Origin of the sequence: Staphylococcus sp. 11-B-312, assembly GCF_016743055.1 — a bacterium.
Taxonomy (GTDB): domain Bacteria; phylum Bacillota; class Bacilli; order Staphylococcales; family Staphylococcaceae; genus Staphylococcus; species Staphylococcus ureilyticus.
Genome location: NZ_CP068241.1, coordinates 1199842 through 1215243, shown reverse-complemented (window position 1 = coordinate 1215243; position 15402 = coordinate 1199842). Strand labels below are relative to the sequence as shown.

10 protein-coding genes are annotated in these 15402 nt (G+C 32.8%); 1 reads left to right on the top strand and 9 read right to left on the bottom strand.

The window, feature by feature from the left end:
* Positions 1-5: 5 nt before the first annotated feature.
* The 5 genes from polA to JG554_RS05755 all read right to left on the bottom strand — a co-directional run bounded on the left by polA (position 6) and on the right by JG554_RS05755 (position 8252).
* Complete coding sequence (gene polA, locus JG554_RS05775) at positions 6-2636, bottom strand: DNA polymerase I (protein WP_046206878.1); 2631 nt, start codon at positions 2634-2636, stop codon at positions 6-8.
* Between the two features lie 361 nt (positions 2637-2997).
* The gene (gene pnpS / locus JG554_RS05770; RefSeq protein WP_046206877.1) at positions 2998-4686 is read right to left on the bottom strand and encodes a two-component system histidine kinase PnpS; all 1689 of its coding nucleotides are present in this window, start codon (positions 4684-4686) and stop codon (positions 2998-3000) included.
* Positions 4686-5396 (bottom strand): response regulator transcription factor, encoded by a 711-nt coding sequence (locus JG554_RS05765; RefSeq protein ID WP_046206876.1) that lies wholly within the window; start codon positions 5394-5396, stop codon positions 4686-4688. Before JG554_RS05765 ends, pnpS begins: the two co-directional genes overlap by 1 nt.
* Positions 5397-5815: 419 nt before the next feature.
* Entirely contained in the window at positions 5816-7084 is a 1269-nt protein-coding gene (gene icd / locus JG554_RS05760) for an NADP-dependent isocitrate dehydrogenase (RefSeq protein WP_064208852.1), read from the bottom strand.
* Positions 7085-7133: 49 nt separating this feature from the next.
* On the bottom strand, positions 7134-8252 hold the full coding sequence (locus tag JG554_RS05755; protein WP_064208851.1) for a citrate synthase: 1119 nt from the start codon (positions 8250-8252) through the stop codon (positions 7134-7136).
* Between the two features lie 352 nt (positions 8253-8604).
* On the opposite strand from JG554_RS05755, the gene JG554_RS05750 reads away from it, so the two are divergent.
* Positions 8605-9969, top strand: a complete 1365-nt coding sequence (locus JG554_RS05750) for an amino acid permease (RefSeq protein ID WP_070039334.1) — start codon at positions 8605-8607, stop codon at positions 9967-9969.
* A gap of 428 nt (positions 9970-10397) precedes the next feature.
* Here the strand turns inward: JG554_RS05750 and pyk are convergent, their stop codons facing one another.
* The 4 genes from pyk to accD form a co-directional block, all read right to left on the bottom strand.
* Positions 10398-12158 carry a pyruvate kinase gene (gene pyk / locus JG554_RS05745; RefSeq protein WP_046206872.1) on the bottom strand — a complete coding sequence of 587 codons (1761 nt, stop codon included), beginning with the start codon at positions 12156-12158 and terminating at the stop codon, positions 10398-10400.
* Positions 12159-12178: 20 nt separating this feature from the next.
* A complete protein-coding gene (gene pfkA / locus JG554_RS05740; protein WP_046206871.1) occupies positions 12179-13147 on the bottom strand; it encodes a 6-phosphofructokinase in 969 nt (322 codons plus the stop codon).
* Between the two features lie 393 nt (positions 13148-13540).
* On the bottom strand, positions 13541-14485 hold the full coding sequence (locus JG554_RS05735) for an acetyl-CoA carboxylase carboxyltransferase subunit alpha (protein WP_070039330.1): 945 nt from the start codon (positions 14483-14485) through the stop codon (positions 13541-13543).
* Complete coding sequence (gene accD, locus JG554_RS05730) at positions 14478-15344, bottom strand: acetyl-CoA carboxylase, carboxyltransferase subunit beta (protein WP_046206869.1); 867 nt, start codon at positions 15342-15344, stop codon at positions 14478-14480. Before accD ends, JG554_RS05735 begins: the two co-directional genes overlap by 8 nt.
* Positions 15345-15402 lie beyond the last annotated feature (58 nt).

The window sequence follows — 15402 nt, the reverse complement described above, 5'->3', positions numbered from 1 at the left end:
TCTTTCTATTTCGCGTCATACCATGTTTGTCCATAACTAGATTCTACTTTCAATGGAACATCTAATTTCAATGCATTATCCATTATCTTTTCAATAAATTTTTCAAAGTCTTCTACTTCTTCTTCTGGCAATTCAAAAATTAACTCATCGTGTACTTGTAGTAATAGTTGAGCATGAAAATCTGTATGTTTAACCTCGTTAGCAAAATGAACCATCGCAAGTTTGATGATATCTGCTGCGCTTCCTTGTATAGGTGTATTCATTGCTGTTCTTTCAGCAAAACTTCTTAAATTAAAATTTCTACTTGTAATATCTGGAATATAGCGTCTTCTATGAAGCAGTGTCTCTACATAACCTTGCGCTTTACAATCTTTAACTATGTCTTCCATATATTGTTTAACACCAGGGAAACTGTCCAGATAATCATCTATAAATTTTTTGGCTTGTTTTCTAGTTATTCCCAAGCTTTGGCTTAATCCATAGTCACTTATACCATAAACAATACCAAAATTCACAGCTTTTGCTTGTCTCCGCATTAAACTATCAACATTTTCAGGTTCTACGTCAAAAACTTTCACTGCTGTGGCTGTGTGAATATCTTCATCATTGATGAACGCCTGTTTCAAACTTTCATCTTGTGTAATATGTGCCAGTACTCTTAATTCAATTTGTGAATAATCGGCTGAAAAGATAACATTATTTTTATCACTTGACTTAAATGCTTTTCTAATTTTTCGACCTTCTTCTAAACGTACTGGTATATTTTGAAGGTTTGGATCGATTGATGATAGACGTCCAGTTTGAGCCAATGTTTGATTAAATCGAGTATGGATACGATTATCTTCAGCAATCACTTTTTGTAAGCCTTCAACATACGTTGATTGTAATTTAGCTAATTGCCTATATTCTAAAATATATTCTATGATTGGATGTTCTCCTTGTAACTGTTCTAATACATCAACCGCTGTAGAGTATCCTGTCTTTGTCTTTTTAATGACAGGTAATTTTAATGTTTCAAATAATACAACACCTAATTGTTTTGGTGAGTTAATATTAAACTTTTCACCTGCAGCATCATAGATATTGTCAATTAAGACATCTAATTTACTTTGAATTTCTACTTCCATTTGTTGTAGTTCACTAAGTTCAGTATAAATACCTGTCTCTTCCATTTCACTTAAAATACGAGCCAACGGTAATTCTAAATCATGTAATAAATCAGTTTGATTATAGTCATCCAATTGTTGTTGAATTTTTGGTTTAACTTGGTTAATGGCGTTGATAATAGTTCCCACATAAGGATTTAATACGTCATCTGATGGAATTTGTTTTTTCTTGCCTTTTCCATATATTGCTACACTTGATTGAACATAATGCTGACCATAGTTTGCTACCACAGAATTCACATCATCTATTGTGCGTGAAGGATCAATAATGTAACTAGCTAGCATCACATCAAACACAATATGCTTAATATTAATACCAAGTCGATGTGCTACGATATAAGACTTTTTGGCATCGTAGACGATTTTTTCAGTCTTCTCATTTTCAAGCCAAGCAACCAGTGACTGATTTTGTGAAAGTTGTTCGGCATTGACTACGACATAATGTTGACCATCGAAGAAGCCAAATTTCAAAATATTGTCTTTTAAGTAATTGGCACCATCTAACTCGAAATGGATGATTGCTGTTTTTAATGAGTTGAAATCAATTTTTGTAAAATCATCTTCTAGTTCAATATCCATCTCTTGAACGTCAGAGTCATTAATTGAAGCATCCATCTGGTCTAAGAGTTGATTAAATTCTAATTTTTTAAATAGTTCAATTTTGTCATCAGTATCTGATTGATCAGGCAATTTAGTATCTTCTAATGATACTTCAATTGGACTATCACAATTGATAGTCGCCAACGTTTTACTCATTAAAGCATCATCTTTACTATTTTCAAGCTTTTCTTTCAATTTTTTACCCGAAACTTCATCTATATGTTCGTATACATTTTCTACTGTGGAAAATTGGTTTAATAGTTTAATGGCTGTTTTTTCTCCAACGCCTGCCACACCAGGAATATTATCAGAACTATCCCCCATTAGACCTTTCATATCAATAATTTGTTTCGGCGATAAACCATTATATTTTTCAGCTATAAATTCTGGAGTATAATGGTCGACATCTGTAACACCCTTTTTAGTGTAATAGATTGTAACATCGTCAGTAGCTAATTGTGTTAAGTCACGATCACCAGTAATGATTATTGTTTGGAAGTTTTCATGATTAGCTTGTTTGCTTAAAGTACCTATAATGTCATCTGCTTCATAGTTTTCTAATTCGTAACGTTTGATACGGTATGCATCCAATAATTGTCTAACGTATGGAAATTGCTCACTAAGTTCTGGAGGAGTGGATTGTCGTCCACCTTTATATTCACTATATTGCGCATGTCTAAATGTTGTTTTCCCAGCATCAAAAGCAACTAAAAAATGTGTGGGTTGTTCTTCTTTTATAATTTTTTCCAACAACATTGCAAAACCATAAACGGCGTTCGTATGAATACCAGCTTTATTTTGTAATAATGGTAACGCATAAAAAGCTCTAAAGCTCAAACTGTTTCCATCAATTAAAATTAATTTATTCAATATTTTAACCTCCAACACATATTTACTTTCCATTTTATCATAAATTATAGGTCAATCCGTATTCATTCGATGAGGTTGAGATAAAATAATTATTTCAATTAATCTCCATGTTATTGTCAGTCACTGTTAATCCACATATTATAGTTTAATGATTAAGCATCACTATGCACATGTTTATCGTCTCTATCACAGGCAGCTTTCCAACCTATTCATTCACAAGCACTTTTCTCTTTGTATAGGACAAAACAATGATTTCTAATAAATTTGAGTTTTTCTTACTCTATTTTTACTAACACAAAATAAAACGACCGATTAACCTTGGCCTATGATGGTTATGGTTAAATCGGTCGTAGTTATTATTTTAATCAAAAAATGTGACTCTAAAAGTAGAACCCTTTTCTGGTTCACTAAACACATTAATTCTACCTTGATGGGCTTCCATAATATGCTTTGTAATAGATAAGCCTAAACCTGTGCCTCCTGAATCTCTACTGCGGGCTTTATCTACACGATAAAAGCGTTCAAAGATATGTTTTTGATCTTGCTTACTAATACCAATACCAAAATCTTGAACTTCAAGCACACGCTTATTACCTTCTTTGAAAACACGCACAATGACTTGACTAGAAACTTTAGAATAACTTATTGCGTTCGAAAGTAAATTAAGTGCTACTTGCGAAACTTTATCTTTATTTGCCTCAATAATAATATCTGGTTCAATCTCATTAACTATTGTTATATTTTTACTTTCTGCGATATTTTGCATATGCTTCATTGTTGACTCAGCAATTTCAGATAAACTTGTTGGTTCTGTTTCTAATTGTGTTTGTTGCTCAACATGAGACAAATCTAATAAGTCATATACTAATGTTTCAATACGATTCGATTCTTTAGAAATGATGTTTAAAAAGTCATTTAATGTTTGTTCATCATTTTTAGCACCATCTAAAAGTGTTTCGGCGAAGCCTTTTATAGAAGTGATAGGTGTTTTCAATTCATGTGATACATTAGCTACGAATTCACGTCTTAAATTTTCTAATTTTTTCAAATTTGTAATATCATGTAGCACGACTACCATACCGTAAAGATTCTTTTTACTTTTAGATAAAATTGGAATACATGCTGTGTCAAAGTATTTTTGGTGGACTTGGTCAATTGTCAACTCTATTTGATCATAAGTTGATTTTTCAACTTTAAATGCTTCGGCGATTAACTTTTGAATCTCTGGATCTATAAAGTCGATATAGCTTTTATGTTCTACAACATTCTCAGGATTAAACACATCATAATATGATTTGTTTGCAATTACAATCTCACCATATTTATCTATCATTAAAATTGAACTAGGAATATTTTCTATCGTTGTTTTCAATCGATTAGATTGTAACTTTTGTTTATGATTTAATCGTTGTAATCTTCTGGCTAGCTCATTAGTGGTGACGAATAATTCTCTCGTTTCTTTAACATTACTTTCTGGAACCCTTACATGATAATAACCTTCGGCTAATAGGTTTGTTGCATATGTAACTTCATTTATCGGTCTAATGTAAGTTCTATTAATGCTTCTCACGACAAAGAAAATAATAACCAATACAAATAATCCAATTAAACCTACATATTTCCATATACCTATTTGTAGTTCTAGTATTTGATTATTAACACCACTGATAATCACATCTTTATCTCTAATCGAAGTTTTAAAAGTATATCTACGGTCATCCCCTATTTTATCGTAAATTATTTTGGAAGGATTCGCTTCATTATTAATATCATTATTAAATGGGGTCCCTGATTTTGTGGAAAATACTTCATCGTTACCTTCAGTAAGTATCAAAGTAAAATTTTCGTTTTTTGCAATATCTTTGATTTCATCTGTTTTATCATGATTGTATAAACTGACTAAATGTTGTGCTTGGTGTTCTAAGTCACCTTGTTGGCTTGATATGACTGTATTGTAAATGACATGTGTAATTATTGCACCTAATGCAACAAAACTAATGATAACGATGGTACATAATAAAAATAAGAGTCTTTGGTGAAACTTCAACATTAGACTTTAGGTCTTTCCAATTTATAGCCTAAACCTCTAACTGTTTTGATCAATTTAGGCTGCTTAGGGTTCTCTTCCAATTTATCTCTTAAATGACTTATATGTACATCCACAATTCTTGAGTCACCTGCAAATTCGTAATTCCAAACAGAGTTTAGCATATGCTCACGTGTAATTACTCTGCCTTGTCTTTCAATAAGATATAGTAACAGTTCAAATTCCTTAGGTGTGAGTTCTAATAATTCATCACCACGGTAAACCTCAAAATATTCTGGTCTAATTCTGATAGAACCAATTAAAATATCATCTTCATCATTTTCAACTGGTACTGCTTCATTGATCATGGCAGATCGTCTTAAAATGGCTTTAACTCTAGCTACCACTTCTCTCGGTGAAAATGGCTTAGTCATATAATCGTCTGCACCAAGTTCTAGACCTAACACACGATCAAATTCATCATCTTTAGCAGTTAACATTAAAATTGGCACTAAATTTTTATCAGATCGGATCGTTTTACAAACTTCGATTCCATCTTTTTTAGGAAGCATAACATCTAATACAACCAATTCTGGATTTACAGCATTCACTTTTTCTAATGCTTCTTCACCATCATAGGCAACATCCACGATATATCCAGCTTGCTCTAAATTATATTTTAACAAGGTTACAATTGATTGCTCATCATCTACTACAAGTACTTTTTGTGACATAGTATACCTCCAAATTTATGATTACAAATTAATTATAACGTAAATTTTAATAAAAATAACATACTTAAAAGTATTTTTACATAAACTTAATAAATAGAAAATAATTAGTTATTTGTAAAGAAAGCACAAAGAATTTGTATCGTCTACATAAACAATTCTTCAATGAATCAATAACTGGTATTGAATATACTTATTATTCCTGATTTTAATAATACCTTAACATTAATTTTATATTCTAACTATTAAATCTTTCGTTTAAATTATATTTTGCTAAGATTTGCTTGCTCGTAAAATATATTTTAATCAAAATAAAAGAGCGAGATAGAAATCATAATAATCATGATTTCATATTCTCGCTCTTAAGCTAAAGTATTTATTTTCCTTAGAAAAATACTTCTTTATTGTTATTTATTGTCATTTTATTTAATATTTTTGATTAATTCATCAGCGAATTCAGATGTAGATACTTCTTTTGCACCATCCATTAAACGTGCGAAGTCATAAGTAACGACTTTTGAAGCAATTGTTTTTTCGATAGACTCAGTAATCTTGTCAGCTGCTTCTTGCCAACCTAGGTGCTCAAGCATTAATGAAGCACTTAAAATTTCAGATGATGGGTTTACTTTATTTAAACCAGCATATTTTGGTGCAGTACCGTGTGTAGCTTCAAATATCGCATGGCCAGTTTCATAGTTAATATTTGCGCCTGGTGCAATACCAATACCGCCAACTTGTGCTGCTAACGCATCTGACACATAGTCACCGTTAAGATTCATCGTAGCTACTACATCGTGATCTGCAGGACGTGTCAATATTTGTTGTAAGAAAATATCTGCAATGGAATCTTTGATGATAATTTTACCGTCTTTTTCAGCTTGTTCTTGAACTTCATTAGCTTTTTCTTTACCATCTTTTTCAACAATTTCATCATATTGTTGCCATGTAAAGACTTTATCACCAAATTCATTATGTGCTAAATCATAGCCCCATTGTTTGAAAGCACCCTCAGTAAATTTCATAATATTACCTTTATGAACTAGAGTTACAGATTTACGATCATTATCTAGAGCATATTGAATCGCTGCACGAACTAAACGCTCTGTACCTTCTTTTGAAACTGGTTTCACACCAATGCCTGATGTTTCTGGGAATCTTATATTTTTAGCACCCATTTCATCTTGTAAGAAATCGATTAATTTTTTAACTTCTGGTGTTCCTTCTTTAAATTCAATACCAGCATAGATATCTTCTGTGTTTTCACGGAAAATAACCATATCAGTATCTTCCGGACGTTTAACTGGTGAAGGTACGCCTTGGAACCAACGTACTGGTCTTAAGCAAGTAAATAGATCAAGTTCTTGACGTAGTGCAACGTTTAATGAACGAATACCTCCGCCGATTGGTGTAGTAAGTGGTCCTTTAATTGCAATTAAATATTCATTGATTGTATCTAAAGTTTCTTGTGGTAACCATTCGCCTGTTTCATCATAAGCTTTTTGACCTGCAAGTACTTCTTTCCATTCAATTTTCTTTTCACCGTTATAAGCCTGTTCTACGGCTGCGTCAATGACTCTACTAGCAGCTGACCAAATATCTGGTCCAATACCGTCACCGATAATATAAGGAATGATAGGATTATTTGGTACAGTTAACCCTTCTGCTGTTTTTACTACTTTTTCTCCTGCCATGTAAAAATACCTCCATCATTTGAATTGTTTTATTTATGTTAATTCGTGATTATCTTTCTTCAATTGGTTCATAAGTTCTATTAGTTTCACCAATATATTGTGCTCTTGGACGCATAATTCTATTATCTCTATATTGTTCAAGAATATGTGCAATCCAACCTGAAGTTCTACTAACTGCAAAAATAGGTGTGAATAAATCATGTTCAATATTCATACTGTGATATACAGTTGCACTATAGAAATCCACATTAGCAATAAGGCCTTTTTCTTCTTTCATTTTATCAGCTATTTTTACAGATATATCAAATAACTGGCTTTGGCCTGTTTCGGATGTAATCTTTCTACTCATCTCTTTTAAGAATTTCGCTCTTGGATCACCATTTTTATATACACGGTGACCGAATCCCATTATTTTCTCTTTATTTTTAATTTTATTATCAATGTATTCATCTACATCATCAATAGACTTAACTTCTGATAACATACTCATTACACGCTCATTTGCCCCACCGTGTAATGGACCTTTTAAAGAACCGACGGCTGCTACAATACCTGAATACATGTCTGATAATGAAGACACTGCACATCTTGCAGTAAAGGTAGAAGCATTCAACTCATGATCTGCATGTAATACCAATGCTTTATTAAATGCTTCAACTTCGATATCTGTTGGTAATTCACCACGTAACATATATAAGAAATTACCAGCATAATTTAAATCACTACTAGGTTTAACAGGTTCTTTGCCTTCTCTAACTCTAGCATATGCTGTAACAAGTGAAGCGATTTTAGCTTGAATGCGTACTGCACGTTCCATCGTTTGATCTTCACTTTCATCCTCAGCATGTTCATCAAAGTGCGCAACGTAAGACACTGATGTTCTTAATGCTGTCATTGGATGTACATTACTAGTAGCGTACTCTTTAAAATGATTATATACTCTAGGATTTAATGTCATATAGTTAAAGAGTTTTTCTTTAAATGATTGTAATTCTTCTTTATTAGGTAATCGGTAATGCCATAATAAAAAGACTACTTCTTCAAATTCAGCATTTTCGGCTAAATCATCAATTTCATAGCCAGCATATGTAAGTTGACTATCAATGATAGAGCTCACTTTAGTTTCTGCTGCAATTACCCCTTCTAAACCTTTTTGTAACTCTGCCATATATATTCCCCTTTTCTATTTCATAATGAAACGGCTTTCATAAACTATTATAGCCAATATTTACGTTTTTGTGAATATTTCAGTTTAAATTCCTAGTTAATCATTAAGAAATGATGATTTGTTTATATGCCCATAAACACGCCATAATTAATGAACGTTGTTATATCATCATTCTAATATGTAATTACCCTTTCTTCAATTTATCAAAGTTTTTAATTGGTTATCATGATTAATAACAAATTATTAATATAATATTACACTGACTTTTTTAAGATACAACTATAAAAAAGTGTTGTTTTATTTTAAATTGCGTATCATAATAATAAATAACTTAATAAAGGAGTTAAAACTTATGGCAAAACAACAGTTACAAAGAGAACTCAGCAATAGGCATATACAGTTAATTGCAATTGGAGGTGCAATCGGCACAGGGCTTTTCTTAGGAGCAGGTCAAACCATAGCATTAACTGGTCCTTCGATTTTACTTACATATATCATTATAGGATTTATGTTATTTATGTTTATGCGAGGCTTAGGTGAAATTCTTGTAACAAATACGAATTTTAAATCTTTTGCTGATGTAACAAATCAATACATAGGTTCATTTGCTGGATTTGTTACCGGATGGACATATTGGTTGTGTTGGATTATTACAGGTATGGCAGAGGTTACAGCTGTTGCTAAATACGTTAGTTTCTGGTTCCCACATATACCCAATTGGATAAGTGCTCTATTTTGTGTATTAATTTTAATGTCACTCAATTTATTAAGCGCTAAACTTTTTGGAGAACTAGAGTTTTGGTTTTCCATCATCAAAGTAGTTACAATCTTAGCACTTATTGTCGTTGGCATTGTAATGATTGTCATGGCATACGATACACAATTTGGACACACCTCGTTAACTAATTTATATCAACATGGTATTTTCCCAAAAGGGATTAGTGGATTTTTAATGTCATTTCAAATGGCACTCTTTTCCTTTGTAGGGATTGAATTGATTGGCGTGACGGCTGGTGAAACAAAAGATCCAACTAAAACAATTCCAAAAGCAATCAACAGCGTTCCGATTAGAATTTTAGTATTTTATGTTGGTGCATTGACTGTAATTATGTCAATCATCCCTTGGAACAATATTAATCCAGAAGAAAGTCCCTTTGTGAGATTATTTGCTTTAATTGGTATTCCATTTGCAGCAGGCATCATCAACTTTGTAGTATTAACAGCTGCTGCTTCTTCTTGTAATAGTGGTATATTTTCAAACAGCCGTATGTTATTTGGGCTTTCAAATCAAAAACAAGCACCCCCTATTTTTGAAAAAACAAACAAAAATGGTGTGCCTCACATAGCAATCTTAGTCTCATGTGCTCTATTGTTAATTTCAGCCTTATTGAACTATATTATTCCAAACGCAACTTTAGTATTCACATATATTACAACTGTTTCAACAGTACTATTTTTAGTCGTTTGGGCTTTAATTATTGTTGCTTACATTAATTATCATCGCCAAAACCCAGAAATGCACAAAAATGCTACATATAAATTATTTGGTGGTAAATATATTGGGTATATCATTTTGATTTTCTTCTTTTTAGTATTTTGCTTACTTTTCGTAAATGTAGAAACAAGAAGAGCAGTCTATTTAACACCTATTTGGTTTATCATCTTGAGTCTTATGTATCTAAGATATAAAAAATTCGCTACTTCAGATATGAAGTAATCCTATCAACAACTATTGTTGAATGCTTCAACACATCAATAATCTAATACAATAGCCTAAGACATAAAATGGTCTTGGGCTATTTCTGTATAAAAAAGAGAATTGATGCTACATCGTTATGTGTAGTATTTAACAATAGTATTTGAGTATCTTAATACACGGTGTATATATCATATCGAAATCATTTAAACAGATAACTTTTGACATGCTTAACATGTGTTATATATCAATCAAATAAGCGCAATCTGTTAATGTTTTTATGGTATGATGTATTACTTTAAGTGACGATTATAAATCGAGTAACGATGTTAAAGTTTTATATCTAGAAAAAATGCACTTCCATTTATAAATGGAAGTGCATTTTTAATTTGTATTATCACTTATGTTGCTTATATTATGAGTAAGGATTTAGCATATGATAACTATGATTAAAGTACGTTCGCATATCCTTCAAATACTTTTCCTTGATTTGCATCTACCGTAATCAAGATATCATTTTGTATCTCTTTAGTCGCATTTTCAACACCTACAATTGTTGGAATGCCTTTTTCTAGACCTATAATTGCGCTCGGAGAAGTGATGCCGCTCTCTTCAGCAATTAAGCCACTGGCTTTTTCAATGTAAGGGACAAGCGTTTCATCTACAGAAGTTGTGACAATGACCGTTTCACTTAAATCTTTGCCTTCAAGTTCACTCGCATCATTCACTACTAAAGTATTTCCAACAACTGAATTTCTACCGATACCTTGACCTTTAGCTAATTCGTCACCTACTAGATGTAATTTCATCATATTTGTTGTCCCTTTTTCTCCTGTAGGTACACCTGCTGTAATAATGATTAAATCACCATTTTGAACTTTTTCAGTTTCGACCGCTGTAGCAACTGCTGTGTTCAACATAGCATCTGTTGTTTTACGTCCTTCTTTAACGACAGGGTGAATACCCCAAACCAATGCACATTGACGCGCAGTTTCAGCATGTGGTGTAACCGCAATAATATCTGATTTAGGACGATATTTAGAAATCGTTCTAGCAGTAGAACCACTTTCAGTTGCTGCTACAATCGCTTTTACATTTAAATTTAATGCTGTATGCGCTACTGAAACACCAATTGCATTAACTAAAGAAGTTTGCACTAATTTAGTTCGATCGGATAATAATCGTTTATAATCTTGTGCAGCTTCAGCTGAAATTGCAATATTACGCATTGTTTTGACTGCTTCTTCTGGGTATAATCCAGCAGCTGTTTCGCCTGAAAGCATAACTGCATCTGTACCATCATAAATGGCATTCGCAACGTCACTTGCTTCAGCACGTGTCGCACGAGGATTACGTTGCATTGAGTCTAACATTTGCGTCGCTGTGATAACAGGCTTACCTAATTTATTACATTGTCTGATCAAGTCTTTTTGCACCATTGGTACGGATTCAGGTGGTATTTCAACACCCATATCACCACGAGCAACCATTAAACCGTCTGAAACCTCAAGTATTTCTTTAATATTGTCAATACCTTCTTGGTTTTCGATTTTAGGTATAATGCTAATGTTTGTGTTTTTACCATCTTCAAGTAATTTACGAATGTCTAGTACATCACTCGGACGACGCACAAAACTTGCAGCGATAAAGTCAATATTTTCACTTATACCGAATTTAATATCTTCAGCATCTTTATCAGTGATACCTGGTAAACTTACTTTAACACCTGGTAAGTTTACGCCTTTTTTATTTTTTAATTCTCCAGTGTTTAAAACATCACATACAACTTCACCGTTTGCTTTATCTATTTGTTTTACTTGTAATTCAATAAGGCCATCATCTAATAAAATATATGAGCCTTCTTGAACATCATTTATTAGATTATCGTACGTTACTGAGAATTTTTCAGGTGTACCTTCAACTTCAGTCATACTTACGATGACTTCCGTACCTTTTTCAAGTTCAATAGCACCATCTTTCATGTTGTGAGTACGGATTTCAGGACCTTTAGTATCCAATAATATTGCAACTGTTTTACCTAATCTTTGAGATACTTCACGAATTCTATCAATTCTAGCTTTATGTTCTGCATGATCACCATGTGAGAAATTTAATCTCGCAACATTCATTCCAGCTTTAATTAATTTCTCAAGCATTTCTTCAGACTCAGATGCAGGTCCAATTGTACAAACAATTTTAGTTTTTCTCATTATTAATGCCTCCCAGTATTTTATATCGATAATTCATTTGCTAAAGCAAATGTTTCAAAATCAAACTTGTGTTCATTTGACCTAAATATTTCTTCAAATGAAGTGTCTGTTAATTCATTGTTGCGAATACCAACGCCGATTGCTGTTTTTCCTTCTAGTAATAAGTCTACAGCATGTCCACCTAATCGTGAAGCAAGCATTCTATCTGCGCCACTTGGACTGCCGCCACGTTGGATATGACCAAGCACAGATACACGCGCATCAACATTAATATACTTTGTCAGTTCTTTTGCACAATCTTCTCCAGACATACAACCTTCTGCAACCATAACAATGGAATGTTTTTTCCCACGTCTTATTCCGTTGTCAATTTTTTCAGCTACATCTTTAATATCTGTTTCCACTTCTGGGACAATGATTGTTTCAGCTCCTACTGAAAGTCCAGCCCATAGTGCTAAATCTCCACAATCACGACCCATAACTTCTATGATGAATGTTCTTGCATGACTTGAAGCCGTATCGCGAATTTTATCAACACAATCTATAATGGTATTTAATGCAGTATCAAATCCAATTGTAAAGTCTGAACCGTTGATATCATTATCTATCGTACCTGGTACACCTATCGTTTGAATTTCTTTACATTCTTCACTAATGCGTTGCGCACCTCTATAGCTACCATCTCCGCCTATTACTACTAGGCCTTCAATACCTCTTTTGCGCAAGTTCTCTATTGCTTTTTGTCGAACTTCTGCTTCTTTAAATTCAGGACACCTTGCTGAATACAGAAAAGTTCCGCCACGTTGGATTGTATCTCCAACAGAACCGAGCTCCAACTTCTCGATATCATCGTTTAATAATCCTTGATAGCCTTGGTAAACACCGTAAACTTCAATATTATTATAAATCGCTTTTCTAACAACAGCTCTAATAGCCGCGTTCATGCCTGGTGAATCTCCACCGCTAGTCAACACTGCAATTTTTTTCATGACGACATACCTTTCTAACATGTATTTCTTATTCTAAAAATACCATAAAATTATAGAAGGTGCCATTAAAATAGGGCATTGTAACTCATGTAAACGTTTTTAATTATTGTAAAAAAACATTTTACAATACGAAAGCGTTTCCTTATATTTTATATTTTCAAAACAATGATACTTTATCATACCTTTAACTTTACTTTATTAAACAGATATCTCAAATTCCCACTTTTGACTTACTTTACTCAATAAAAAAGAGCACTAATATGAAATCAGGGGTTTGTATACCTGATTGCAATTTAATGCTCTTTTAAAACCTTAGACTTTAAAATCCACATGGTTAGTATGAATACTATAAAAAATGGCTTTGCAGAAGTATATTATTTCGTGTCTTTTTAATTATTCATTAAAAGAACCGATATTTCTAAATTTGTCATAGCGATCATCTATGATTTGTTGTTCATTAAACGCACTTAATTCATTCAAATGTTTTAAAAATGCACTTTTTATATTTTGAGCTTGCTTTTCAATATCATGATGAGCGCCACCAAGTGGTTCTTTTAAAACTTCATCGGCAATTTTCAATTCATATAAATCTTCTGCAGTAATCTTCATTGTTTCCGCAGCTATTTGTGCTAAATTACTATCTTTCCATAATAATGCTGATGCACCCTCTGGTGAAATTACAGAATATGTGCTGTTTTCCAGCATTAATAAACGATTCGAAATGCCAAGACCTAAAGCACCACCGCTTCCACCTTCACCAATTACAATCGCAATGACTGGCACTTTAAGTGCTGCCATTTCAATAAGGTTTTTAGCAATAGATTCACTTTGACCGCGTTCTTCTGCTGCTTTCCCTGGATAAGCACCTTTTGTATCAATAAATGTAAAAATAGGTCTATTAAATTTTTCAGCTTGCTTCATTAAGCGTAAGGCTTTTCTATATCCTTCAGGATGCGCCATACCAAAGTTACGATAAATATTATCTTTGGTATCTTTCCCACGTTGTTGACCAACAACTGTAACTGCTTGGCCATTTAAATAGCCAATACCACCAATCATAGCTGGATCATCTCTGAAATTACGATCTCCATGTAACTCAATAAAGGAATCAAAAATATGTGGTATATAATCTAGAGATGTAGGTCTTTCTTGTAAACGCGCTAACTGTACTCGATCCCAAGGTTTTAAATGAGTATATACCTTTTGTGTTTCACGCTCTAATGAAGCCTCAAGCATATCAATTTCTTCCTGTAAGTCCACGTCATTTTTTTCTTGTGATTCTTTTAACGATTCAATTTTGTTTTTTATTTCAAAAAGTGGCTTTTCAAAGTCAAGCATTCGTTTTCACCTCTTGGTGCATTTTTAAAATATTAGATAGTGTTACTTTCATTTCTTTTCTATGTACAACTTTATCTAATTGTCCATGCTCTAATAAAAATTCAGCAGTTTGGAAGTCGTCAGGTAGCTTTTCATTAATCGTTTGTTCAATCACTCGTCTACCAGCAAAACCAATAAGTGCTTTAGGTTCACTTAAATTAATATCACCAACTGAAGCAAAGCTTGCCGATACACCACCTGTTGTTGGGTTTGTAATATACGAAATATATAGCAATCCATGATCCATATGTCTTTTTAAAGTGACACTGGTTTTACCCATTTGCATTAAAGATATGATACCTTCTTGCATTCTAGCGCCACCACTAGCAGAAAATAGGATGAACGGTAAACGATGCTCAGTACAATATTCTATAATTCTACATATCTTTTCACCAACCACTGAACCCATGCTACCCATTCTAAATCTAGCATCCATCACAGCTACGCCAAATTCAATACCTTCTAAATGTGCTGTACCAGTAACAACAGCTTCATTTAACTCTGTTTTTTGTTGATCTTTTTGAATTTTTTCTTCATAACTTGGAAAATCCAATGGATTCGCAGAGGTCATTCCTTTATCAAATTCTGTGAATGTACCTTCATCAGAAATGGCTTCAATTCTTTTATACGCTGTTAAAGCGATGTGATGATCACAATTGAAACATACATTTAAATTTTCAGCTAATTCTTTAGTATACATGATCTTCTTACATTTCGGGCATTTTGTCATAATTCCTGCTGGAACATCACTTTGTTTTGAATCGGAAACAGTCACATACTTTTTCTTTTTACTACTTCTATTGAAAAAATCTTTAAACATTTTAAACCTCCACTTAACCATTACTGTCTTCCCAATATTATAAACACAATATTTTGAG

Coding starts and splice junctions, on each gene's coding strand:
- pnpS (WP_046206877.1), bottom strand. CDS start 4,686: ATGTTGAAGTTTCACCAAAGACTCTTATTTTTATTATGTACCATCGTT.
- JG554_RS05765 (WP_046206876.1), bottom strand. CDS start 5,396: ATGTCACAAAAAGTACTTGTAGTAGATGATGAGCAATCAATTGTAACC.
- icd (WP_064208852.1), bottom strand. CDS start 7,084: ATGGCAGGAGAAAAAGTAGTAAAAACAGCAGAAGGGTTAACTGTACCA.
- JG554_RS05755 (WP_064208851.1), bottom strand. CDS start 8,252: ATGGCAGAGTTACAAAAAGGTTTAGAAGGGGTAATTGCAGCAGAAACT.
- JG554_RS05750 (WP_070039334.1), top strand. CDS start 8,605: ATGGCAAAACAACAGTTACAAAGAGAACTCAGCAATAGGCATATACAG.
- pyk (WP_046206872.1), bottom strand. CDS start 12,158: ATGAGAAAAACTAAAATTGTTTGTACAATTGGACCTGCATCTGAGTCT.
- pfkA (WP_046206871.1), bottom strand. CDS start 13,147: ATGAAAAAAATTGCAGTGTTGACTAGCGGTGGAGATTCACCAGGCATG.
- JG554_RS05735 (WP_070039330.1), bottom strand. CDS start 14,485: ATGCTTGACTTTGAAAAGCCACTTTTTGAAATAAAAAACAAAATTGAA.
- accD (WP_046206869.1), bottom strand. CDS start 15,344: ATGTTTAAAGATTTTTTCAATAGAAGTAGTAAAAAGAAAAAGTATGTG.